Annotated in this window: 23 protein-coding genes; 9 read left to right on the plus strand and 14 right to left on the minus strand. The window is 60.3% G+C overall.

Annotated features, from left to right (window positions below):
- Positions 1 to 2: 2 nt before the first annotated feature.
- A complete protein-coding gene (locus J2X24_RS12650; RefSeq protein WP_209721945.1) occupies positions 3 to 914 on the minus strand; it encodes an alpha/beta fold hydrolase in 912 nt (303 codons plus the stop codon).
- Between the two features lie 328 nt (positions 915 to 1,242).
- Here J2X24_RS12650 and J2X24_RS12655 point away from each other — a divergent pair, with 328 nt between their 5' ends.
- The 3 genes from J2X24_RS12655 to J2X24_RS12660 all read left to right on the plus strand — a co-directional run bounded on the left by J2X24_RS12655 (position 1,243) and on the right by J2X24_RS12660 (position 4,259).
- Positions 1,243 to 1,629: a hypothetical protein gene (locus J2X24_RS12655; protein WP_245344656.1), complete on the plus strand. Its 387-nt coding sequence runs from the start codon at positions 1,243 to 1,245 to the stop codon at positions 1,627 to 1,629.
- Positions 1,607 to 1,741, plus strand: coding sequence for a hypothetical protein (locus J2X24_RS22755; protein ID WP_281064953.1), 135 nt, complete (start codon positions 1,607 to 1,609; stop codon positions 1,739 to 1,741). Before J2X24_RS12655 ends, J2X24_RS22755 begins: the two co-directional genes overlap by 23 nt.
- Positions 1,742 to 1,895: 154 nt before the next feature.
- The gene (locus tag J2X24_RS12660; protein ID WP_209721946.1) at positions 1,896 to 4,259 is read left to right on the plus strand and encodes a glycoside hydrolase family 95 protein; all 2,364 of its coding nucleotides are present in this window, start codon (positions 1,896 to 1,898) and stop codon (positions 4,257 to 4,259) included.
- A 190-nt stretch (positions 4,260 to 4,449) separates the two neighbouring features.
- Here the strand turns inward: J2X24_RS12660 and rimO are convergent, their stop codons facing one another.
- A complete protein-coding gene (rimO, locus tag J2X24_RS12665) occupies positions 4,450 to 5,859 on the minus strand; it encodes a 30S ribosomal protein S12 methylthiotransferase RimO (RefSeq protein ID WP_209721947.1) in 1,410 nt (469 codons plus the stop codon).
- A gap of 135 nt (positions 5,860 to 5,994) precedes the next feature.
- On the opposite strand from rimO, the gene fsa reads away from it, so the two are divergent.
- Entirely contained in the window at positions 5,995 to 6,648 is a 654-nt protein-coding gene (fsa, locus tag J2X24_RS12670; protein ID WP_209721948.1) for a fructose-6-phosphate aldolase, read from the plus strand.
- A gap of 195 nt (positions 6,649 to 6,843) precedes the next feature.
- The gene (locus J2X24_RS12675) at positions 6,844 to 7,554 is read left to right on the plus strand and encodes an SGNH/GDSL hydrolase family protein (protein WP_209721949.1); all 711 of its coding nucleotides are present in this window, start codon (positions 6,844 to 6,846) and stop codon (positions 7,552 to 7,554) included.
- A gap of 3 nt (positions 7,555 to 7,557) precedes the next feature.
- Here J2X24_RS12675 and J2X24_RS12680 read toward each other — a convergent pair whose 3' ends face one another.
- On the minus strand, positions 7,558 to 8,577 hold the full coding sequence (locus J2X24_RS12680) for a LacI family DNA-binding transcriptional regulator (protein WP_209721951.1): 1,020 nt from the start codon (positions 8,575 to 8,577) through the stop codon (positions 7,558 to 7,560).
- 118 nt (positions 8,578 to 8,695) lie between these two features.
- Positions 8,696 to 9,595, minus strand: a complete 900-nt coding sequence (locus tag J2X24_RS12685; protein ID WP_209721952.1) for a LysR family transcriptional regulator — start codon at positions 9,593 to 9,595, stop codon at positions 8,696 to 8,698.
- Positions 9,596 to 9,691: 96 nt separating this feature from the next.
- Here J2X24_RS12685 and J2X24_RS12690 point away from each other — a divergent pair, with 96 nt between their 5' ends.
- A complete protein-coding gene (locus J2X24_RS12690) occupies positions 9,692 to 10,444 on the plus strand; it encodes an SDR family NAD(P)-dependent oxidoreductase (protein ID WP_209721955.1) in 753 nt (250 codons plus the stop codon).
- Between the two features lie 102 nt (positions 10,445 to 10,546).
- On the opposite strand, the gene rimM is transcribed toward J2X24_RS12690, so the two are convergent.
- The 3 genes from rimM to ffh form a co-directional block, all read right to left on the minus strand.
- Positions 10,547 to 11,047, minus strand: a complete 501-nt coding sequence (gene rimM / locus J2X24_RS12695) for a ribosome maturation factor RimM (protein ID WP_209721958.1) — start codon at positions 11,045 to 11,047, stop codon at positions 10,547 to 10,549.
- Positions 11,048 to 11,324: 277 nt separating this feature from the next.
- The gene (gene rpsP / locus J2X24_RS12700; RefSeq protein ID WP_192620580.1) at positions 11,325 to 11,765 is read right to left on the minus strand and encodes a 30S ribosomal protein S16; all 441 of its coding nucleotides are present in this window, start codon (positions 11,763 to 11,765) and stop codon (positions 11,325 to 11,327) included.
- Positions 11,766 to 11,782: 17 nt separating this feature from the next.
- A complete protein-coding gene (gene ffh, locus J2X24_RS12705; protein ID WP_209721961.1) occupies positions 11,783 to 13,372 on the minus strand; it encodes a signal recognition particle protein in 1,590 nt (529 codons plus the stop codon).
- Between the two features lie 393 nt (positions 13,373 to 13,765).
- Between ffh and J2X24_RS22850 the strand changes: the two genes are divergently transcribed.
- Positions 13,766 to 14,791: a P63C domain-containing protein gene (locus J2X24_RS22850; protein WP_209721963.1), complete on the plus strand. Its 1,026-nt coding sequence runs from the start codon at positions 13,766 to 13,768 to the stop codon at positions 14,789 to 14,791.
- On the opposite strand, the gene J2X24_RS12715 is transcribed toward J2X24_RS22850, so the two are convergent.
- Complete coding sequence (locus tag J2X24_RS12715) at positions 14,792 to 15,022, minus strand: hypothetical protein (RefSeq protein ID WP_209721967.1); 231 nt, start codon at positions 15,020 to 15,022, stop codon at positions 14,792 to 14,794.
- A 422-nt stretch (positions 15,023 to 15,444) separates the two neighbouring features.
- Here J2X24_RS12715 and J2X24_RS12720 point away from each other — a divergent pair, with 422 nt between their 5' ends.
- Positions 15,445 to 15,939, plus strand: coding sequence for a hypothetical protein (locus tag J2X24_RS12720; protein WP_209721974.1), 495 nt, complete (start codon positions 15,445 to 15,447; stop codon positions 15,937 to 15,939).
- Here the strand turns inward: J2X24_RS12720 and J2X24_RS12725 are convergent.
- The 5 genes from J2X24_RS12725 to J2X24_RS12745 all read right to left on the minus strand — a co-directional run bounded on the left by J2X24_RS12725 (position 15,907) and on the right by J2X24_RS12745 (position 19,884).
- Complete coding sequence (locus tag J2X24_RS12725) at positions 15,907 to 17,154, minus strand: glycosyltransferase (RefSeq protein ID WP_209721975.1); 1,248 nt, start codon at positions 17,152 to 17,154, stop codon at positions 15,907 to 15,909. The genes J2X24_RS12720 and J2X24_RS12725 overlap by 33 nt on opposite strands.
- Before the next feature lie 56 nt (positions 17,155 to 17,210).
- Positions 17,211 to 17,438 carry a hypothetical protein gene (locus tag J2X24_RS12730; protein ID WP_209721976.1) on the minus strand — a complete coding sequence of 76 codons (228 nt, stop codon included), beginning with the start codon at positions 17,436 to 17,438 and terminating at the stop codon, positions 17,211 to 17,213.
- A gap of 304 nt (positions 17,439 to 17,742) precedes the next feature.
- Complete coding sequence (locus J2X24_RS12735; RefSeq protein WP_209721978.1) at positions 17,743 to 18,954, minus strand: LL-diaminopimelate aminotransferase; 1,212 nt, start codon at positions 18,952 to 18,954, stop codon at positions 17,743 to 17,745.
- Positions 18,955 to 19,091: 137 nt separating this feature from the next.
- Positions 19,092 to 19,406 carry an ArsR/SmtB family transcription factor gene (locus J2X24_RS12740; protein ID WP_209721979.1) on the minus strand — a complete coding sequence of 105 codons (315 nt, stop codon included), beginning with the start codon at positions 19,404 to 19,406 and terminating at the stop codon, positions 19,092 to 19,094.
- Positions 19,396 to 19,884: an SRPBCC family protein gene (locus J2X24_RS12745; RefSeq protein WP_209721980.1), complete on the minus strand. Its 489-nt coding sequence runs from the start codon at positions 19,882 to 19,884 to the stop codon at positions 19,396 to 19,398. The genes J2X24_RS12740 and J2X24_RS12745 overlap by 11 nt, the downstream gene beginning before the upstream one ends.
- Before the next feature lie 134 nt (positions 19,885 to 20,018).
- Between J2X24_RS12745 and J2X24_RS12750 the strand changes: the two genes are divergently transcribed.
- The gene (locus J2X24_RS12750) at positions 20,019 to 20,459 is read left to right on the plus strand and encodes a methyltransferase family protein (protein ID WP_209721981.1); all 441 of its coding nucleotides are present in this window, start codon (positions 20,019 to 20,021) and stop codon (positions 20,457 to 20,459) included.
- A gap of 3 nt (positions 20,460 to 20,462) precedes the next feature.
- Here the strand turns inward: J2X24_RS12750 and J2X24_RS12755 are convergent.
- The coding region (locus tag J2X24_RS12755; protein ID WP_209721984.1) for an SIS domain-containing protein at positions 20,463 to 20,780 on the minus strand (318 nt) is incomplete at its 5' end.

The raw sequence follows: 20,780 nt of genomic DNA on the forward strand, positions 1-20,780 counted from the left end.
GGTTAGCCTTGGCTCTCCAGGAAGTCGGTAATCGCCGCCCGCGCCGTCGGTTCGGTCAGCATGGGGGCGTGACCGACATAGTCGATATCGACGCGGCTGAAGTCGCTCGACATGGCCTCCATCGCCTGGGCTTCGGTGTCTTCCAGCAGGTCCGACAGGGCGCCACGGACCAGCAGGATACGGCGGCCGGTCGCCAGGCTCATATAGCACGGCGCCATGTCATAAGTGCTGGACGTCACGGTCACGCTCTTGAAGGCCTCGGTGATGCGCGGATCATACGCCAGGCGCAGCAAGCCATCGCGGCCCTTGATGAAGACGCGCTTGGCGAACTTCTGCCAGTCCGACGGCGAATAGTTGGGGAAGGCGACGCGGTTGGCTTCGGCGATATAGACGGCGGCGTCGTGCCAGTTCTTGAAAACCTGATGCGCCTGCGAGGCGTAGGAAGAGATGCGCGCCAGCCCCTTGGACGACAGGACCGGGCCGACATCATTGAGCACGGCGGCCTTGATCAGGGTCGGACGCAGGGTCGACAGCACCATGGTGATCAGTCCGCCCATCGACGTGCCGACAAAGATCGCCTGGCCGATGCCCATGCTGTCGCACAGATCCAGGATGTCGCGGGCGTAGGTCCAGATGTGGTAGTTCATCGGGTCCTGATCTTTTTCCGACAGGCCGCGGCCGCGGATGTCCGGCACGATGACGCGGCGGTCAAGCGCGGCGATATAAGGCGCGACGTCTTCGAAATCGGCGGAGTTGCGCGTCAGGCCATGCAGGCAGATGACCGGGAGACGCACGCGGCCGGGGCTGGCCGGATAGTCGCGCGCATAGAGCCTTAAACCATCATCGGTCGACCACCACCGGTCCTGATAGGCCGGCGGCTTCCGCAACAAGAGACCGCGATCGGAATGGTGCATTTCACCCGCCTCATGATCCGGTTGACGGTGCGAAGACGGTTTCAGACTGAGCAAGAGGCCACCTGATTGGGGAAAAGTTAACCCTGATTGATGATTCTTTACAGCAATTCCCTCATTTTGCGCGTAAAAAATGCATGATCGAAGCGCGCGGCGAACCCCGACTTGCTTTTCGCGGGCACTGTGGCTATGACGCGCCATCGGGCCGCTCAGGACGGCCCGGCCCCACGAAAGGCGCGTGCCCTCCTGACGGATGATATCCAATACGACAATCTGCTCTTTTGCGGTCTTCACGGGATGGGGAAAAGGCCGGTAGCAAAGGAGTTTCCCCATGCCTGAACAGGCAACCCTTTCCATCGATTCCCTGAAACGCGATGCCGCGCGCCTGCTGAAACAGGCCCGTGCCGGTGATGACGCCGCGCTCAAACGCTTTACATCCCTGCGCAGTCCGCCTGAGACCCTGCAACTGAAGCACGCCCTGGCCGTCGTGGCCGATGAGGCAGGTTTCGACAGCTGGACCGAGCTGAAGCAGGCGCAGTCGGGTCTCGATTTTTCCGAGTTCTTCGCCGGTCCGTCTTTTAGAGATAGCCTCAATCCGTGGTTCAACAACTACGAGGAGGCGCGGGCATTTTCATTCCGCCAATGGCGGTGTGCTGCTGCCGTACCGCCACCACTTCTTCGTCAGTTCGCAGGCCATGCTAGGACGGCTGGGCTTTGAAGCTGACCATCCCGACTGGCGCGACATCGGCTACGATTTCGTCCGGCCGGTTTCGGAAGCGGCACATGCCCGTATCAAGGCCAGTTTGCAACGCCGTTTCGGCAATCGCTAAAACGAGATCGCTCCCGCTGCCATTAGCGGGAGCGATTGCTATATTTGAAAATAATTTTATTGCCGAAAAGCCATGACGTGGTAGCCTGTGAGGTGCCGGGCTAACCAACAATCAGAAACTGGCGCAAATGCTAGATAAAGCAGGGATGACGATAATGAAGGCTCCGCGAATTACACGCCGTACGGCGATGACCTCTGCCGCCGCCTTGAGTGGACTGGCTTTTGTGCCCAATATCGGCCTAGCTGTGACACCGGTGTCCACGCTAAATGACCTGACGCTGTGGTACAAGGGACCTGCCATCGAATGGACCGACGCCCTGCCGCTCGGCAATGGCCGGCTGGGCGCCATGGTTTTCGGCGGCGTGGCGCGCGAACGCCTGCAACTGAATGAAGACACCCTCTATGCCGGCGCGCCCTATCAGCCCGCCAATCCGACGGCGCTGACGGCGCTGCCGGAAGTGCGCAAGCTGATCTTCGCCGGCAAGTATCTCGAAGCCCAGGAACTGATCCAGGCGCAGATGATGGCCGATCCGATCCGCCAGGTGTCGTACCAGACGATCGGCGAGATGTGGCTGACCTTTGGCGTATCGTCCAATGCTTCGGGATATCGCCGCGAGCTGGACCTGACGCGCGCCCTGTCGACCGTGACCTATCGTCAGAACGGTGTGAATTTCAAACGCGAGACCTTCATTTCGCCGGTAGACCAGGTGCTGGTCATGCGCCTGACCGCTGACACACCCGGTAGCATCGACTTTCAGCTCGGCTTTGAAACGCCACAGGTCGGCAATGTCGTCATCGATGGCGTGCGAGATATCGTGCTTTCCGGCCGCAATGGTCCGCATGCCGGCAAGGACGGCGCGCTGCGCTTTGAAAGCCGCGTCCGTGTGGTGGCTGAAGGCGGCGTGCAGACCTCGGGCACCGACGAACTGGTCGTCAAGACTGCCGACAGCGTCATGATCTTCATGGCGGCCGCCACCAACTACAAATCCTTCCGTGATGTTTCGGGCGATCCGACAGCGATCACCAAGGCGCAGATCGATAAGGCGGCCAGCAAGAGCTGGGATCAGCTCTATGCTGTTCATCTGGCCGAGCACCAACGTCTGTTCAACCGCGTGTCGGTCGATTTCGGCCGCACGGCCTTTGCCGACCTGGCCACCAATGAACGCATCGCCAAGTCGCAGACCCAGGATGATCCGGCACTGGCGGCCCTCTATTTCCAGTACGGCCGCTACCTGCTGATCTGCTGTTCGCGGCCGGGCACGCAACCGGCCAACCTGCAGGGACTGTGGAATGAAAAGCTGAACGCGCCCTGGGGCGGCAAGTACACGATCAACATCAATACCGAAATGAACTACTGGCCGGCGGAACCGACCGACCTGGCCGAATGCGTCGACCCTTTGGTCGCCATGGTGAAGGACATAGCCATCACCGGTTCTGAGACGGCGAAGATTATGTATGGCGCGCGCGGCTGGGTGACCCACCACAATACCGACCTGTGGCGCGCCACCGGCCCGATCGACGCGGCCTTTTACGGCACCTGGCCGACGGGCGGCGCCTGGCTGTGCCTGCACCTGTGGGACCGTTACGACTACGGCCGAGATACCGCCTATCTGAAAGATATCTATCCGCTGCTGAAAGGCGCGTCGCAGTTCTTTGTTGATGCGCTGGTGAAGGACCCGGTGTCCGGCTACATGGTCACGGCGCCGTCGATTTCACCGGAAAACCGCCACAAGTTCGGCACCTCGATCTGCGCCGGCCCGACAATGGACATGCAGATCATCCGCGACCTGTTCAACAATACGCTCAAGGCCGCCGAGATTCTGAAAACCGACAAGACTTTCCGCAAGGAGGTTATGGCCCTGCGCGATCAGCTGGTGCCGAACCAAATCGGCAAGGCCGGCCAGCTTCAGGAATGGAAGGACGATTGGGACATGGAGGCGCATGATATGCACCACCGCCACGTCTCACACCTCTATGGCGCCTTTCCATCGTCGCAGATCACCGCCCGGCACACGCCGGACCTGGCCAATGCGGCAAAAAAGTCCTTGGACATGCGCGGCGACCTGTCGACCGGCTGGGCGATCGCCTGGCGGATCAACCTGTGGGCGCGTCTCGGTGAAGGCGATCGCGCGCACAGCATTCTGAAGTTATTATTGGGGCCGGACCGGACCTATCCCAACATGTTTGACGCCCACCCGCCGTTCCAGATCGACGGCAATTTCGGTGGGACGTCGGGCATGACCGAGATGGTGTTGCAGTCCTATAATGACGAGATCCTGATCCTGCCGGCCTTGCCGAAGGCCTGGCCGAAGGGTGCGGTCAAGGGATTGAAAGCGCGTGGGGGTGTGGGGGTCGATCTAGCGTGGCGCGATGGCGCGCCCGAGCGGCTGACCTTACGTGCCAAATCAGCTATCAAGACGCGGTTGGTTCATGGGGAACAGGCGCTGGATATCGCGTTGAAGGCGGGTGAGACGGTCAGCTACGGCTATACTGATGGCAAGTTGGTGGTGATCGCTTAAGTAAGAAACCCCACCACCACATCTCATTCGCGATTGCTTACGCAATGTCTCACTCGTGCGGTCCCCCTCCCCATCGCTTCGCGACAGGGAGGAGTGATCGCGCTCTGTATCTCCTCCCTGTCGCGAAGCGATGGGGAGGGGGACCACGCCGTGAAACGGCGTGGTGGTGGGGCCTCTTGCTGTCTTTCGACTAACGCCGCGAAATCAGATTGTGCATCCGGCGGTTGGTCACCGCACCTGGCACGCGGTTGAGCTTGATCAAGCCTTCCGGCTCGCCCCACAGGTCGTAGGCATCGGCCTTGGTCACCTTGGCCTTGACGATGTCGCCGGCCTTGAGACCCGTAAAGCCCTTCAGGAAGATATGGCCGTCGATTTCCGGCGCGTCCCCCTTGGTGCGGGCGATGGCGGTGCCGTCATTGCGGATGTCATCGACGATGGCGTCTTCGATGCGGCCGACCTTGTTGGCCAGCTTCTGCGCCGAAATGCGCGAAGCGACGGCCATGAAGCGCGCCAGGCGGTCCTGTTTGACCTCTTCCGGTACATGATCGGGCAGCAGCTTGGCCGCCGCGCCTTCGACATTTTCGTAGGCAAAGGCGCCGACGCGATCGATCTGCGCCGCTTCCAGCCAGTCAAGCAGCAGGTTGAAATCGGCCTCGGTCTCGCCCGGGAAACCGACGACGAAGGTCGAGCGCAAGGTCAGATCCGGACAGACTTCGCGCCAGCTCTCAATGCGTTGCAGCGTCTTGTCCTGGTTGCCGGGCCGCTTCATCAGTTTGAGGATTTTCGGGCTGGCATGCTGGAACGGAATGTCCAGGTACGGCAGGATCTTACCTTCGGCCATCAGGGGGATGACCGCGTTCACGTGCGGATACGGATAGACATAGTGCATCCGCGCCCACACACCCAGTTCGCCCAGGCCACGCGCCAGGTCCTCGAACGAGGCATCCCAGTTCTGGCCGCGCCATTCGCTTTGAGCGTACTTGATGTCGAGCCCATAGGCCGAGGTATCCTGGCTGACGACCAGCAGCTCCTTGACGCCGGACTTGGCCAGGGTTTCGGCCTCGCGCAGGACTTCGGCGATCGGGCGCGAAGCCAGGTCGCCGCGCAGGGACGGGATGATACAGAAGGAGCAGCGGTGGTCGCAGCCTTCGGAAATCTTGAGATAGGCGTAGTGTTTTGGTGTCAGGCGGACGCCGGGGCCCTCTTCGGGAACCAGCGAGCGGAAAGGATCGGGCTTGGGCGGGACAATGTTGTGGACCGCGTCCATGACGGCTTCGTACTGGTGCGCGCCGGTAACGGCGGCGACGTTCGGAAAGCGCGAACGGATCAGCTCTTCCTCGCCGCCCATGCAGCCGGTGACAACGACCTTGCCGTTCTTGGCCATGGCCTCGCCGATGGCGTTCAGGCTCTCTTCCTTGGCCGAGTCAAGGAAACCGCAGGTGTTGACGACAACGACATCGGCGCCGTCGTAATCGGCCGCGGTGCTATAGCCTTCGCCGCGCAGACGGGTCAGGATACGTTCGGAATCGACCAGGGCCTTGGGGCAGCCCAGCGACACGAAGCCCACCTTGGGCGCGGCAATGTTAGCGGTATCATTCATTACAAAAAAGTACTTGAGTTTGTCTGGGGAACAGTCTTTATGGCCCCCAATACCGAAAATTCCCGCCGGTTGAAAGCCAATTCCCGACCTAGATAGTCAGGAACCTTCCGGCTGCCAGATCCAAGAGGGTTTCAAATGCTACTTTTCGCCGACACCGCCGACACTGCCATCCTGGCCGAGCTCAACGAAGCCGGTCTGGTCGACGGCGTGACCACCAACCCGACCATCATCGCCAAGTCGGGCCGCAATATCGCCGAAGTCATCAAGGAAATCTGCGAACTGATCGAAGGTCCGATCTCGGCGGAAGTTGCTGCCGTCGATGCCGCGACCATGATCAAGGAAGGCGAAAAGCTGGCCCAGATCGCGTCGAACGTGGTCATCAAGGTACCGCTGACGATCGACGGCCTGAAGGCGACGCGCGAGTTTTCGTCGCAGGGTCTGATGACCAATGTGACCCTGTGCTTCTCGGTCAACCAGGCGCTGCTGGCCGCCAAGGCCGGCGCGACCTTCGTGTCGCCGTTCGTCGGCCGTCTGGACGACCAGGGCGCCGATGGCATGCAACTGATCCACGACATCCGCGCGCTGTACGACAACTACGACTTCGATACCGAAATCCTGGCGGCGAGCTTGCGCAACACCAAGCACGTCGAACAGGCTGCCCTGGCTGGCGCCGACTGCGCGACCCTGCCGCCGTCGCTGTTCAAGGACATGGTCAAGCACCCGCTGACGGACAAGGGCCTGGAAACCTTCATGGCGGACTGGGCGAAGACGGGCCAGTCGATCCTGTAAAATATCGGGGCGTGGGGTCCGTGACCCCACAAAGCCTTTGATTAAAAAAGAAAAGCCTGGCCCCCTAAAGGCCAGGCTTTTCTTTTTTAATTGAAGGTCTTGGGGCCGCAGGCCCCAAACACCGATCGTTTAAAGAGAGCGATTGACCGTCCAGCCACATCCGGTCAAATACCGGGTAGCAACGCGGGGACGAAAATGCGCAAACTGTTCGGGATTGTTCTGATGCTGGCCGCCATGGCCATACCGGCCTACGCCAAACCGGCGCTGAAGGCCCTGACGCCCGGCGCGACCATCCTGTTCCAGGGCGATTCCATCACCGAAGGCGGGCGCTGGGCCGGTGACGACCAGAACCACATTATGGGCCAGGACTATGCCTATATCGTCGCGGCGCAGATCGGCCTCGACTATCCCGAACGCCGGCTGCTCTTCGTTAATCGCGGTGTCAGCGGCAACACGGTCGTCGATCTTGCCGCCCGCTGGCAGGCCGATACGATCGCGCTCAAGCCCGACGTGCTGAGCATCATGGTTGGCGTCAACGACACCTTCTACGCGAACGGCCAGTCGCTCGAGACCTATGAACAGACCTACGACACGTTGATTGCCGAGACGTTGAAGGCGCTGCCCAATGTGAAGATCGTCCTGGGGGAGTCGTTCCTGCTGCCTTCCGGTGGCTACAAGGCCGATTACGAAGCCAAACGTGCCGCGCTCGCCCCGCGCCAGGCCATAGCGCGCAAGTTGGCGGCCAAGTACAAGCTGCCTCTGGTCGCGTATCAGCGCGCCTTCGACGAAGCGATGAAGCGGGCGCCGGCGGAACACTGGTCGTGGGATGGCGTCCACCCGACCTATGCTGGCCACGGTCTGATGGCGCGCGAATGGACCAAGACGGTCAACAAGGCGTGGAAGTAGGGATTAGCCGCCGCACGACTCGCGGATAACCAGCCGAGTCGGGATACGGGTCATGTTGACTTTTTCGCCATCGATCAGCTTGGCCAGGGTGTCGACCAGCACACGGGCAGCGGTTGTCGTGTCCTGGCGCACGGTCGACAGCTCCGGATTGATGCAGGTGCACACCCACAGATCGTCGAAGCCCATGACCGATACGTCCTTCGGAACGTTCAGGCCGCGTTTCTGCAGGGTCTGGATGGCGCCGATGGCCAGCAGGTCCGTCACCGCAAAGACGCCGTCGAATCCTGTGCCCTGATCGAGCAGGCGCTGGATCGCCGCCGCGCCTTCTTCGCGTGAGATAAAACAGTCGATGGCCAGCGCCGGATTGACGCTCAGGCCAGCTTCGGCATGGGCGCGCTGATAACCTTTGAAGCGCTCGAAAAACTCGGAATGGCGCTCGGAGGCTTCGCCGAGAAACACGATCCGCTTGCGGCCCAGCCGGATCAGGTGTGCGACGGCTTCGTAAGCGCCGGTTTCGTTATCCGAGCCGACGAACAGGTCGGGTTCGCCCTGCATGACCGGGCCAAAGACGACCCAAGGCTCGCCGATCTCACGCAGCACATCGACCTTTTGCTTGTAGGTCTCGAAGTCGCGATATCCGAGGAAGATGATGCCGTCGGCACGGCGCGCAAAACCGTAGTCGGCGCCCCAGTTGGCACTCTGCTTCTGCAAGCTCACCAGCACGTCGACGCCCTTGTCGCCGGCATAGTCGAGGATCGAACCGATCAGCGGCAGGAAGAACGGATTGATGCGGCTGTCTTCGCTGTCGAGGTCTTCGGAGACCAGGACAGCAATGGTGTTGATCTTCTTCGAGCGTAGTTTGCGGGCGTTGATATCGACCGTGTAATTGAGCTTGGCAGCGGCTTCATAGACGCGCCGGCGGACGTCTTCGCTGACCGGATAGGTGTTCGACAGGGCGCGCGATACCGTCGCCTGTGAGACGCCGGCCAGGGCTGCGATGTCGAAGGAGGTGGGGCGCTTCATGGCATCTTTGTTGTTATTCAATTGAGCATGACATGATCTGTTCGGGGGCTCAAGGGAGAGGTCGATTGGCCCCCACCACCGCGCTAGCTTGCTGGCGTGGTGGTGGGGCCAATTGTCCTCAATCAAGGTAGGGCGCTATGACCTCGGCCACCCAGTCCATGAAGGCGCGGACTCGTCGGGCCTGATGGCGGCGGCGTGGGTAGACAATGGCAATCGGTAGCGGCTCGGCGCGATACTGGGGCAGAACTTCGACCAGCGAACCATCCGCCAGGCTGTCCTTGACGCCTGCCTTCGGCGCCTGGGTGATGCCGAGGCCGGCCAGGGCGGCACTGTTATAGGCAACCGTATTGTTGACGCTGACCACGCCCCTGACTGGCCGGCTCTGGTAGGCCTGACCGTCCCAGTATTCAAAGCCGAACGGTTTGCTGCCCAGCTGCATGACGTAGTGGACTAGCCGATGGTGGTCGAGGTCATCGAGTGTCATTGGCATACCATATTTCGCGATATAGCCAGGGCTGGCGACATTCAGCATCGGCATGGCGCCCAACTGTCGCGCCATCAGGCCGGAATCACCCATGGCGCCGGCGCGGATCACGCAATCGAAGCCTTCGGCCACGACATCGACCCTTCGGTCCGTGCAGCTCAATTCGATCTCGAGGCCGGGATGGCGATCGAGAAACTGCGGCAGCTTGGGGATGATGTGGTTGCGCGCCATAGCCACCGGCATGTCAACGCGCAGAGTCCCGGTCAGTTCCCCCGGTGCGTGCAGGAACATGCTGTCCATGTCTTCAAGGTCAGCCAGCATGTCGCGCGCCCGGTCGAGGTAAGCCTGGCCGTCGTGGGTCAACTGGACGCGGCGGGTGGTGCGGTAAAGGAGCTGGACGCGGAGGTGGGTTTCGAGCTGGAGCACGGCCGCCGATATGCTCGATTTCGGCAAGCCAAGCGAAAGGGCGGCTTGCGTAAAACTTGACAGCTCGGCAACGCGGACAAAGGCAGTGATGGCATCGAGCTGATTCATTGTACTAAAATTCCGAACAGTGAGGTCACTTTTGCAAAATTTATCCAGAATATGCGATCATGTAAATGTCGGCGCATTAACTGACAGGAGGGTCTCATGACCATTGCACTGATCACCGGCGGCAGCCGCGGCCTGGGCCGCAACATGGCGCATCATCTGGCCGCCAAAGGCGTCGATATTATTTTTACCTACCATTCCAACCGCGAGCAGGCGGAAAGCCTGGTCGCCGAACTGAGCCAGATGAACCGCAAGGCGGTGGCTTTGCAGCTTGATACGGGCAAGGTTTCGACGTTCGCCGCTTTTGCCGAGCAGGTCAGGACGGCGCTGAAAGCGACATGGAATTCCGAACGCTTTGATTTCCTGATCAACAATGCCGGAACGGGGCTCTATGCGCCGTTTATGGAAACGACCGAGGCGCAGCTGGATGACATGGTCAACATCCACTTCAAGGGTGTGTTCTTCCTGACCCAGACTCTTTTGCCGATGATGAATGACGGCGGGGCCATTTTGAATCTGTCGTCGGGCCTGGCGCGCTTCAGCTATCCGGGATCGTCCGCTTACGGATCAATGAAGGGGGCAGTCGATGTGCTGACGCGCTATCTGGCGCTGGAACTGGGTCCGCGCCGTATCCGGGTGAATTCAGTCGCGCCGGGCGCTGTCGAGACGGACTTTGGCGGCGGACGTGTGCGCGACAATGCCGATCTTAACGCCATGCTCGCCAGCCGCACGCCGCTGGGCCGTGTTGGCCTGCCGGACGATATCGGTGGGATTGTCTCGGTCCTGCTGTCGGACGAGGCCGGATGGCTGAACGGCCAGAGGATCGAGGTCGCGGGCGGCATTCACGTGTAGCACCTGGTACAGTTTCGGGGTTTGGGGCCTGTGGCCCCAAGCCTTTACCCTTCAATGAAAAGGCAAGATTTGTGGGGTTGTGGACCTCCCTCCAAACTCTTGTCAGATTCCGCTGAGATCGACCACGATCACCCGCTCCGCCAGACGCACTTCCGGCACGTTGTCGAGCGAGAACAGCAGGTAGAAGTTCGCGCCTTCGAGCGGCTTGATATCCAGCAGGTCGCCGGCCCCGAAATTGTCGACATTGGCGACCTTGCCGACCGGTTGACCGGCCGTATCGACCACGCTCATGCCAATCAGGTCGGTGACGTAGTACTCGTCTTCCTCAGGCTCCGGGAAATCGGCACGATCGATATAGAGCTTCAACCCTTTGAGCTTTTCCACGGCCGTGCGGTCCGGCGCTTCCTTGGCACGAACCAGAAGTGCGCCCTTATGCTCGCGCGCCGCCGTGATCGACAGGACCGGCTCGCCCTTTTCGTTCAGCAGCGGATCGTATTCCAGGATGCTCGCCGGATCGTCCATATGGCTGATCAGCTTGAATTCGCCCTGGACACCATGGGCGGCGCCGACCTGCGCGACAAAGATGAATTGGGAAGTGCTCATGGCCTGCGCATAATCAAAAGGTGCGCGCAAAGCAAGTTACGGCGGCTAAAACAAAAAGGCCGGAGCACATGCTCCGGCCTCAGGCTACTGACAAACCCCCTATCTTTTTTGAGAAGGGCCAATTGCCACAATTTGATTCCGATATGTTCACCGCTTGATTCCGAGACGTTCCGTGAATCAGGTGGCAATATACCGCATGAAAATTGTCCACAGACTTTGTCAGCAGCCTGAGGCCGGAGCACATGCTCCGGCCTTTTCATAATCGATCCTGAAAGCCTTAGGCTTCTTCAGCCGGAGTCTCTTCAGCGGCGGGCGCCTCTTCGGCGGCCGGAGCGTTCTTGGCTTCTTCGGCTTCGGCCTTGGCGGCGGCTTCGGCGTCCAGACGGTCCTGCTCGCGCTGGGCGCGCTCGGCAGCACGTTCCTGAGCCTTCTTGCCCGGCGTACCCTTTTGCGGGTTGTTGCCGTGTTCCCACTTCACCAGGCCTTCTTGCGACAGGAAGCGCGCGACGCGGTCGGTCGGCTGGGCGCCCTTCTTGAGCCATTCCTGGATGCGCTCGACCTTCAGCGTGACGCGCTGGGCGTCCTTCGGCAGCATCGGGTTGTAGGTGCCGACCTTCTCGATGAACTTGCCGTCGCGCGGAGCGCCGGCGTCAGCGATGACGATCGTGTAGTAAGGGCGCTTCTTGGAGCCACCGCGGGACAGACGAATCTTAAGCATTGTATATTCCTAACTTGCTATTTCTTGGTTGGGTCGAACGGCTTTGCGCCGGGGAGACCCGGCAGGCCACCGAACAGGCCCGAAGAAGGTTTGCCACCGCCGAGACCCGGCAGTTGGCCTGGAAGCCCGCCCGGCAAACCACCGGCCCCAAGCTTTTTCAGTTGTTCGAGATCAGGCCCACCGGGCCCGCCCAGAGCGTTGGGGTCCATGCCCAGTTGCTTGGCCATCTCTTCGACATTGGGGGGCTGTCCGCCGGCGCCCATGCCGAACATCTTGGCCATCTGGCCCATCATGCCACGGCCGTTGGAACGCGCCATCGCCTTGAACGTGTCGGCCATCTGGCGGTGCTGTTTCAGCAGGCGGTTGATTTCCTGCACCTCGACACCGGCGCCGGCGGCGATACGTCGCTTACGCGACGCGTTCAGCAGGTCCGGCTTCTTGCGCTCGATCTTGGTCATGGACGAGATGATCGCCACTTGGCGGTCGAAGGTCTTGTCCGTAATGTTCGATTCTTCGATCTGCTTCTTGACCTTCTGCACGCCCGGCAGAAGCCCCATGATGCCGCCGAGGCCGCCCATGCGCTTCATCTGCTGCAGCTGGGTCGCCAGGTCGTCGAGGTCGAACTGGCCCTTGGCCATCTTCTTGGCGGCGGCGGCAGCCTTGGCGGCGTCGAGCTCCTGCGCCGCCTTTTCGACCAGGGCCACGACGTCGCCCTGGCCCAGGATACGGCCGGCGATCCGGCGGGCGTCGAAGACATCAAGCGCGTCGATCTTTTCGCCGGCGCCCAGAAACTTGATCGGCAGGCCGGTTGTGGCACGCATCGACAGCATGGCGCCGCCACGGGCGTCACCATCGGCGCGCGTCAGGATCAGGCCGGTCAGCGGCAGCCGCTCATGGAAGGCCGCGGCCGTGCGCACGGCGTCCTGACCGGTCAGGCTGTCGGCGACCAGGAAAGTCTCGGTCGGGTTGGAAATCCTGGCGATATCCGCCGCTTCGGTCATCAGCGCTTCGTCGAGCGTCGTGCGGCCGGCGGTGTCGAGGATCAGGACGTCGAAGCCCTGGATCTTGGCAGCCTGAAGCGCGCGGCGGGTAATGTCGAGTGCGCTCTGGCCCGCAACGATCGGCAGGAAGTCGACGCCGACCTGTTCGGCCAGGATCTTCAGCTGCTCCATGGCGGCCGGACGGCGGGTGTCGAGCGAGGCCAGCATGACCTTCTTGCGGTCGAACTTGGACAGGCGCAGGGCTAGCTTGGCGGTCGTGGTCGTCTTGCCCGAACCTTGCAGGCCCGCCATCAGGATGACGACCGGCGGCACGGCGTTCAGGTTGAGCGGTTCGGCCTCTTCGCCGCCCAGCATTTCGATCAGGCCGTCATAGACGATCTTGACGACCTGGTCGGCGGGGCGGACGGCCTTGATGATCTCTTCGCCGGTGGCCAGTTCGCGGGCACGCGTCATGAACTGGCGCACGACCGGCAGGGCGACGTCGGCTTCGAGCAGGGCGACGCGGACTTCGCGCAGGGCTTCGTCGACGTCCTTTTCCGAAAGGACGCCGCGACCCGACAGGCGGTCGAATAGACCGGACAGGCGCTCGTTCAAACTGTCAAACATGCTCGTTATTCCTCTGGCCGATGGCGCCATTGCCGCAAACAGAAAATCCCCGAGGGCGCCACGCGCTGTCGGGGAGCCTTCCGATCCTCATTGCAGCTATGTGCAGGGTCGTGATCGCGAAGGGTTTGTAACAAGGGCGCAAAAGGCTTGCGCGGATGTGGCGGGTGCAATGCGCCAAACGGGCTCAAGAGTCAAGCCTTAAGCCGGCTTGGCAGTGTCTCAGTTTGAATTTGTCGGCACGCAATTAATTGCACGAAGCGAAAAAGGCCTCGATTTGTCGTCGGGGCCTTTAGCTTAGTTCAAGGTTGCGATGTAAGCGAACGTTTTATGCTTGCAAATTATTTGTGCTAGCACAATATGCTTGCATATCGAGTCGCAAGCATGGAGTTTCAAGTGTACGCGAAAGACGAAAAGAAGGTGGCTGCAGCTAAGGCGCGTGCGGTTGCCTTGACCCCGGAGCAGCGGGCGGAGATTGGACGCAGGGCCGCTGCAGCAAGGTGGGACAAATCAAGGGATGTCCTGCAGTCAGAGCACCCGGGGCAACTCACGATCGGTGACATGACTTTGGAATGCGACGTTCTGTCCGATGGCACACGGGTCATTACGCAGACCGATTTCATGGAAGCCATGCACATGTACTACAGCGGTTGGATTTCAAAGAATCGCTCAGACGAGGACGTTGCTGCAGATACACCGCAATTTTTGGCGTTTAAGACGCTGAAACCCTTTGTGGACAAGCATTTGGGAGACCTGCAGTCTATCACTGTCGATTATCGCACGCGTCGCGGCAATATCGCGCGCGGCATTAAGGCCGAGATTATCCCTAAAATATGCGATGTATGGTTGGATGCCGACGAGGCGACGACTTTGGGGCCACGTCAGAAAAAAATTGCCGCTAAGGCGAAGCTTCTCATGCGTGCTTTGGCGCATACTGGAATCATTGCTCTGGTTGATGAAGCGACGGGGTACCAGGACGTTCGGGCGAAGGATGCTCTCGCCAAGATATTTACAGAATTTCTTGCCAACGAACGCCAGAAGTGGACAAAAACTTTTCCCATTGAATTTTATAAAGAAATATATCGACTCCGTGGTTGGAAGTTTGAGCCGTGGAACACAAAGCGGCCAAGCGTGATCGCCGCTTGGACTGATGATTTTGTGTACGATAGGTTGGCTCCGGGCATCACCGAGGAGCTGCGTGCAAAAAATCCAATCGCCGAATCTGGACGCCGGTCGCACAAGCATCACCAGTGGTTCAACACCGACCGAGGCCACCCGAAGTTGAAAGAACACCTAGCCGGTGTCATTGCCTTACTGCGCGCCGCAGATAACTGGGATGCGTTCAAGCGGAGCCTAGACCGCGTTTATCCTAGATTCGGTGAGACAATCGAATTGCCTTTGACGGCTCGCCGGGAAAAGTAGCTATTTAGCCCAACGCTTCGCCGCCGCCTTCCTGGCGATCTCGGAGCGCTGTTCCGGCGTCATCTTTGCGGCCGTAGACGCACCACCTTTAGACCCTAGCGCTTTGGCGTTAGGGTCTTTTCCGTCGTCCGGTGGTGTGTCTGAAACTTCACCGGTAGCAATGCCGATGATATGGGCGGCAAGCTGGTTTGCATCGGCGGGGAGCTTTTGTCCGTTAGGACCTTTAGGCATTAGAATTCTCGTGCAACTCGATAAGCCCCATAAGTTCAGCCTTCTGTCGACGCAATTCTTCTATTTGTTCCTGAGTGGTATCCACACGATTTCCGTCCCGCATCTCCGACATCGTGATTGTACGGCTTTCAAGCCAAGGTAATCGCTTGTCTATTCCGGCAATATATTGTTGCGCCCAATCCACAATGCGTTCGCCATAAAACCTCCCATGCTATTCGCTAAGCATAGCACGAAATGAGGTCGGCGGTGAAAATGTCAACCACCCCTTAATTCAAACTGAGACACTGCCGCCGGCTTAGCCCTGTTTCCGCTGATCTTACCGTAAACACCGGTGCATTTCCGTCGAAATGGTCATCGGTTCGCCATCAGGGGATGCAACAGTGACAATACACCGTCGTTTTCCCTCCCCGGAGACCGCACAAATGACCTCAACGTCCGAAGAGGCCGCCGCTGCCCTTGTCCTGCCAGAGGTGCGGAAACGCAGCCTGCGTCTGCTGGTCAACGAAATCGATGACGTGCTCAAGCCGCTGGACTATGTCCGTGAGAAGGCCGGGCGAGGCGATGTCTGGATACGGCGGACCCTGGCGGCGCAGACCTATGTGCACATCCAGAAAAGCATGTACGGGACCGCCTGCTTCATCAATATTGGTCACGAACCGGGCAATTACACAGGCGTCATGCCATCGTTCCGGGACGGCACGTCGCAACGGCTAAGCCAGCTTCTTGACGATGTCGCGGAGGCCAATCGCCTCGACATGCTGCCTTATGAGGCGCTCGACGGCGCGTCGCCACTGCGGCGGGACATCGTCGACCTGGTGCGCGACCGCGCCGTGCCGTACCTGGCGAAATTCCATTCAGGGCCGGATCGCTTCCTGACGCGCCTCTTAAAGCCACTGATTGAAGGGAAGCGCGGCTAGGGCCTGCCAGGGTGCGTGCAGGGCCGCTATGGCGCGCCGGCCGGCCTCGCTCATGTGGCGGCGGGTGGCGCGGGTCTCGACCACCTCGCGGATGGACGCCGCCGCGGCGTCGAGATCGGGCTCGGCCCAGATCTGTTCGGGATCGTTTTCCAGACCTGTATAAGGGCCTTCGCGGTCATCGATCCGGATCATTGCGACGGGGACCAGCCAGGCATTGTCCCTGGTCATGAAATCGATATTGCCGGACCATCCGGTGGCGATGACCGGCACGCCGGCGGCCATGGCTTCAGCCAGCGGCAGGCCGAAACCCTCCGAACGGTGCAGGGACAGGACGGCGTCGAACGAAGCAATGAAGGTGTCCATGTCGGCGTCATTCAGCGCTTCACTGATCAGCTGGATATCTGCCCGTTCGGACAGGACGGCGTTCAACCGCTGTTCGGTGGCGCGATCCATGTTCAGGTCGCTGACCTTCAGCGTCAGACGCGCCGTTTCAGCCGGGATCGGAAAAGCACGCGTCCAGGCGTCGATGCTGCCCCACGGGTTCTTGCGCACGTTCGAGGATTTGACGTCGAACAGGCTCAACACCTCGCACAGTTCGGGCTGGAGGCCGAAGGTCTGGCGGATGGCGTTGATTTCGGCGTGGCCGTGTGGTGCGGGTAGCGGCACGGGATGCGGCATGACGCGCAGGCGCGGGATCAGGTCATTGCGCCCGGCGTTGGCGAAGGTCCGGGCCACGGCATCGTGGACGAAACGGCTGGGCACCCAGATTTCGTGGAGGTAATTGGCCGCGAACACCCAGCTTTTCGGTGCTTTCGGCGTTTCCCAGGCCCAAAAGCCGATGCGGTAGCGGTCGGCCCAGCTTTTCGGATCATGCGCCAGGAAGGCGACAAGGGCTTCGGCGGGATTGGCGTGAATATACCAGACGCCGCCCTGACCCGGGAGCGTCGTGCCGCCCTGGACAAAGCGTTTGAACGCAGGTCGAAGGTCGTGTTCAGTGAACGTATAGCCGGCGGCCTTCAGCGCGGCGGCGGACAGACGTCCGGCGCGCCCTATACCCAGGTTTTCGTTGAGAAAGCCGGAGACAATGAAATCGCCCGGCTTGAGGGACGCGTCGCCTGCCCTGATCCATGATCGGCTGCGCCATCTGGCCAGGCGCTCAAGGGCGCCGTGGATGAGGGGCAATCGGATGCGAAGGGGAAGTCGCCTGAGGCTCATGCGGGGTCCGGGTCAGTTTATGCCGAACCTATAGTAATAGCCGAAAGATTCCAGCCTCAGAGCCCCAGCCACTTGCGGCGCTGCGTCCAATAGGACTGGAAACGGTCGGCCTGGATGTCGTTCTCGAATGTCACGACCTTGACCTGATCGGCGCCGCGCGTATCGGCGCGAACGGAGATGGCGTCGGCTTCGCTTAACGCAGCGGCTTCAACGAATTTAAAGAAAGCGCCGAAAAAAGCTTCCTGCTCCGACGCCGAGTTTACGTTGAATTCTACACTGACCACGCTACACCTCTTAATTTCCCAGCGACCTTAAGGCCCGATAGCCCTCGCGGTCGATGTGAAGCCCGCGTCAATAATGTCAAGTTTCGACAAAAGTGTGCACTGCACCATAAGAAGTGAAGCGCAAATGCGGGCGCGAGTCAAAACATTAAACGATTTTCTAAGATTCCATCTGGACGGGTGTGACGTGATAGTCGCAAAAAAGCAAAAATCATCCACAGTTTCGTAACGGCGGGAACTTTTTTAGCCATTATGAAACAGGCCCTTAGTCCGCGTGCCACAGCCGAATCGCGCCAGTCGATGCGATCTAGGCGACCTTTACCGGACTTTTGGGTTCGATTTTGGCGTCCGGCTGTAACAGCTTTTTGATGTTGCGGGCCGCCTGGCGGATACGATGCTCGTTCTCTACGAGGCCGATACGGACATAACCTTCGCCATATTCGCCGAAACCGAGACCCGGTGCGACAGCGACGTGCGCCTCTTCAATCAGCAGCTTGGCGAATTCGATCGAGCCCATATGCTCGAACTTTGGCGGGATTCTGGCCCAGGCGAACATCGACGCCGGTGGTGGCGGGATATCCCAGCCGGCGCGCCTCATCGATTCGATGAGGACGTCGCGGCGCGCCTTGTAGGTCGCGCGGATTTCGTCGACATTGTCCTGCGGGCCGTTGAGCGCAGCGGCGGCCGCCACCTGGATCGGCGCGAAACCACCATAGTCGAGATAGGACTTCACCCGCGCCAGGGCAGCGCAGATCTGGGCATTGCCGACAACCATGCCGATGCGCCAGCCGGCCATGGCGTAGGTCTTGGACAGGGAATTGATCTCGACCGAGCGTTCGATGGCGCCTTCGACCTGTAGCAGGGACGGCGGCGGGTTGTCGTCGAAATAGATTTCCGAATAGGCGATGTCGGAGAGCACAAGAAGATCGTGCTTCTTCGCCAGCTTGATGACCTCCTTGTAGAAGTCGAGATCGACCCACTGCGCCGTCGGGTTCGACGGATAGGAGACGATCATGATCGACGGCGTCGGCACCGAGTGCTTCACAGCCTTGTCGATGCCCGACAGGTACTGTTCCGGTGACAGGGCCGGGACGTGGCGGATGACCCCGCCGGCCATCAGGAAGCCGAAGGCATGGATCGGATAGGCCGGATTGGGGCAGATGACCGTATCGCCGGGCGCGGTGATCGCCATGGCCAGGTTGGCAAAGCCTTCCTTCGAGCCAAGCGTGGCGACGACTTCGGTGTCGGGGTTGAGCTTCACGCCATAGCGGCGGTCGTAATAGCCGGCCATGGCCTTGCGCAGGCCCTGGACGCCCTTTGAGACCGAATAGCCGTGGGTCTTGGGCTTTTTGACCGTCTCGATCAGCTTGTCGACGATGTGCGGCGCCGTCGCCATGTCCGGATTGCCCATGCCGAAGTCGATGACGTCGACGCCTTCGCCACGCAGGCGCGCCTTGACCTTGTTGACCTCCTCGAAAACGTACGGGGGCAGGCGGCGGATACGGTAGAAGTCGCGCATGGGATGGCTGTCTGGAAATGATGAACAAAACAGGAGTTGCCGCCATATTGCCTATGTTTTGTCGTTTGTCATCCCGTGAAATTTATTTTTTTCGGAAATTTTTGCGTCAATCGGTAAAAATTGCTAAATCTTGCCCGTCAGCCTTCGACATGGTCGCGCAACCGCGCCAACCGGGCGTCCCAGTGGCGCGACAGGGCGTCGAGGCTGCGCCGGGCGCGATCGATAGCGGACGCTTCCAATTGCCATACCGTCGACCGGCCGATGCGCTGGCGCCTGGCCAGGCCTGCCTTTTCCAGGACGTGAAGGTGCTTGGTCACGGCCTGGCGTGTCATGGCCGTGCCCGTGCTCAGGCGCACCACGGGCGACGGACCTTCGGCGATCAGGCGCGCAATCAGCGCCAGCCTTGTCTCATCCCCAAGTGCGGCGAAGACTTCGGCGGGTTCAGCGGGCAAGCCAGGCCTCCACCATATGGATCTGAGCCTCCCAGCCGCCTTCGTTGGAGGCAAAGGCCTGGGCGCGGCGTTCCGGCGGCAGTTGGTGGAATCCGGACTCGGTGATCGTCAGATGCGTGCCGCCATCGGCCGGCATCAGTAAAAATGTAACGAGGGTCTCTGCCTCGCCCGAATAATCCTTGCCTTCGTCAACGGCATAAGGATGCCAGCGAAACGCGAAGACGGTCTGCGGTTCGATCCGGTCGATAACGATGTTGAACGGGTGCCCGTCATAAGGCTTCTGCATTTCGGCGATTTCGTCATTGACGACGGTCGGTGTCATCCTGCCGGCCATCGCCTGGCCTGCAATAAAAGGACCGTCGAAACGGCAGCCGAACCACTGGCCGAACTCCGAAGAATCCGTGATAGCGCACCAGACGCGATCCTGCGAAGCCTTGAGCTGTATGGTTTTGATAATTGCATCAGGTGTATCAGTCATGGCAACCTCCGAGTTGCATGATGTTTTACAAGGGTAATTTTGGCAACTAAAAAGTTGCTAAAATGTGCCGCTATGAAATAGCAGGCGAACCGCATATGCTGTCGCGATGTTCGCCAATGAGATTCGCACCTGATATGAAACTGCTGCCGCCCGTGCTTGTTGGCATACTCGCCGTCGCCATGATCGCCAGCCGGGTCTGGTTCCCTGGCGTCGTCCTGTTTGGACCGCCATGGGTCAATGTCGGCCTTCTCGGGATTTTCGGCGGTCTCTACATCACCCTGTCAGCGGCCAGCCAGTTCCGTCATGCCCATACAAATCTTAACCCGTTTTCCGACCCGGACGTGCTGGTGACCGACGGCTGGTTCAAGATAAGCCGTAACCCGATGTATCTCGGCTTTGCGCTGTTCCTGACAGGTATCGCGATCGGCACCGGCGCACTGGTTCCGCTGATCCTGGCGGTGCTGTTCGTGGTTGTCGCGGATCGTTGGTATATCCGCTTTGAGGAACAGGCGATGCAAAGGGTGTTCGGCGAAGCGTACGGGGACTATTGCCGCGCGGTCCGGCGCTGGCTTTAAAGCCTATTCCACCGTCACCGACTTGGCCAGATTGCGCGGCTGGTCGACGTCGGTGCCCTTATGGACGGCAGTGTGGTAGGCCAGAAGCTGGATCGGCACCGAATAGATCAGCGGGGCGATAAAGGGATCGCAGGCCGGATTGCGGATGACCTTCAACGCTTTAGCGGCATCCCCGGACAGGGCCGGGACCTTGTCCGGCGCATCGGTGATCATGACGACGCGACCACCGCGCGCCGCGACTTCCTGGACATTGGACGCCGTCTTTTCGAACAGCTCGTCGTCGGGTGCGATGACCACGACCGGCGTATTCTCGTCGATCAG

The sequence above is a fragment of the Asticcacaulis solisilvae genome (assembly GCF_017875235.1).
Taxonomy (GTDB): Bacteria; Pseudomonadota; Alphaproteobacteria; order Caulobacterales; family Caulobacteraceae; genus Asticcacaulis; species Asticcacaulis solisilvae_A.

What these genes read in the sequence shown, in the direction of transcription:
- J2X24_RS12650 (WP_209721945.1), bottom strand. Translation starts at nt 914, where the DNA reads ATGCACCATTCCGATCGCGGTCTCTTGTTGCGGAAGCCGCCGGCCTAT.
- J2X24_RS12655 (WP_245344656.1), top strand. Translation starts at nt 1,243, where the DNA reads ATGCCTGAACAGGCAACCCTTTCCATCGATTCCCTGAAACGCGATGCC.
- J2X24_RS22755 (WP_281064953.1), top strand. Translation starts at nt 1,607, where the DNA reads ATGCTAGGACGGCTGGGCTTTGAAGCTGACCATCCCGACTGGCGCGAC.
- J2X24_RS12660 (WP_209721946.1), top strand. Translation starts at nt 1,896, where the DNA reads ATGAAGGCTCCGCGAATTACACGCCGTACGGCGATGACCTCTGCCGCC.
- rimO (WP_209721947.1), bottom strand. Translation starts at nt 5,859, where the DNA reads ATGAATGATACCGCTAACATTGCCGCGCCCAAGGTGGGCTTCGTGTCG.
- fsa (WP_209721948.1), top strand. Translation starts at nt 5,995, where the DNA reads ATGCTACTTTTCGCCGACACCGCCGACACTGCCATCCTGGCCGAGCTC.
- J2X24_RS12675 (WP_209721949.1), top strand. Translation starts at nt 6,844, where the DNA reads ATGCGCAAACTGTTCGGGATTGTTCTGATGCTGGCCGCCATGGCCATA.
- J2X24_RS12680 (WP_209721951.1), bottom strand. Translation starts at nt 8,577, where the DNA reads ATGAAGCGCCCCACCTCCTTCGACATCGCAGCCCTGGCCGGCGTCTCA.
- J2X24_RS12685 (WP_209721952.1), bottom strand. Translation starts at nt 9,595, where the DNA reads ATGAATCAGCTCGATGCCATCACTGCCTTTGTCCGCGTTGCCGAGCTG.
- J2X24_RS12690 (WP_209721955.1), top strand. Translation starts at nt 9,692, where the DNA reads ATGACCATTGCACTGATCACCGGCGGCAGCCGCGGCCTGGGCCGCAAC.
- rimM (WP_209721958.1), bottom strand. Translation starts at nt 11,047, where the DNA reads ATGAGCACTTCCCAATTCATCTTTGTCGCGCAGGTCGGCGCCGCCCAT.
- rpsP (WP_192620580.1), bottom strand. Translation starts at nt 11,765, where the DNA reads ATGCTTAAGATTCGTCTGTCCCGCGGTGGCTCCAAGAAGCGCCCTTAC.
- ffh (WP_209721961.1), bottom strand. Translation starts at nt 13,372, where the DNA reads ATGTTTGACAGTTTGAACGAGCGCCTGTCCGGTCTATTCGACCGCCTG.
- J2X24_RS12715 (WP_209721967.1), bottom strand. Translation starts at nt 15,022, where the DNA reads ATGCCTAAAGGTCCTAACGGACAAAAGCTCCCCGCCGATGCAAACCAG.
- J2X24_RS12720 (WP_209721974.1), top strand. Translation starts at nt 15,445, where the DNA reads ATGACCTCAACGTCCGAAGAGGCCGCCGCTGCCCTTGTCCTGCCAGAG.
- J2X24_RS12725 (WP_209721975.1), bottom strand. Translation starts at nt 17,154, where the DNA reads ATGAGCCTCAGGCGACTTCCCCTTCGCATCCGATTGCCCCTCATCCAC.
- J2X24_RS12735 (WP_209721978.1), bottom strand. Translation starts at nt 18,954, where the DNA reads ATGCGCGACTTCTACCGTATCCGCCGCCTGCCCCCGTACGTTTTCGAG.
- J2X24_RS12745 (WP_209721980.1), bottom strand. Translation starts at nt 19,884, where the DNA reads ATGACTGATACACCTGATGCAATTATCAAAACCATACAGCTCAAGGCT.
- J2X24_RS12750 (WP_209721981.1), top strand. Translation starts at nt 20,019, where the DNA reads ATGAAACTGCTGCCGCCCGTGCTTGTTGGCATACTCGCCGTCGCCATG.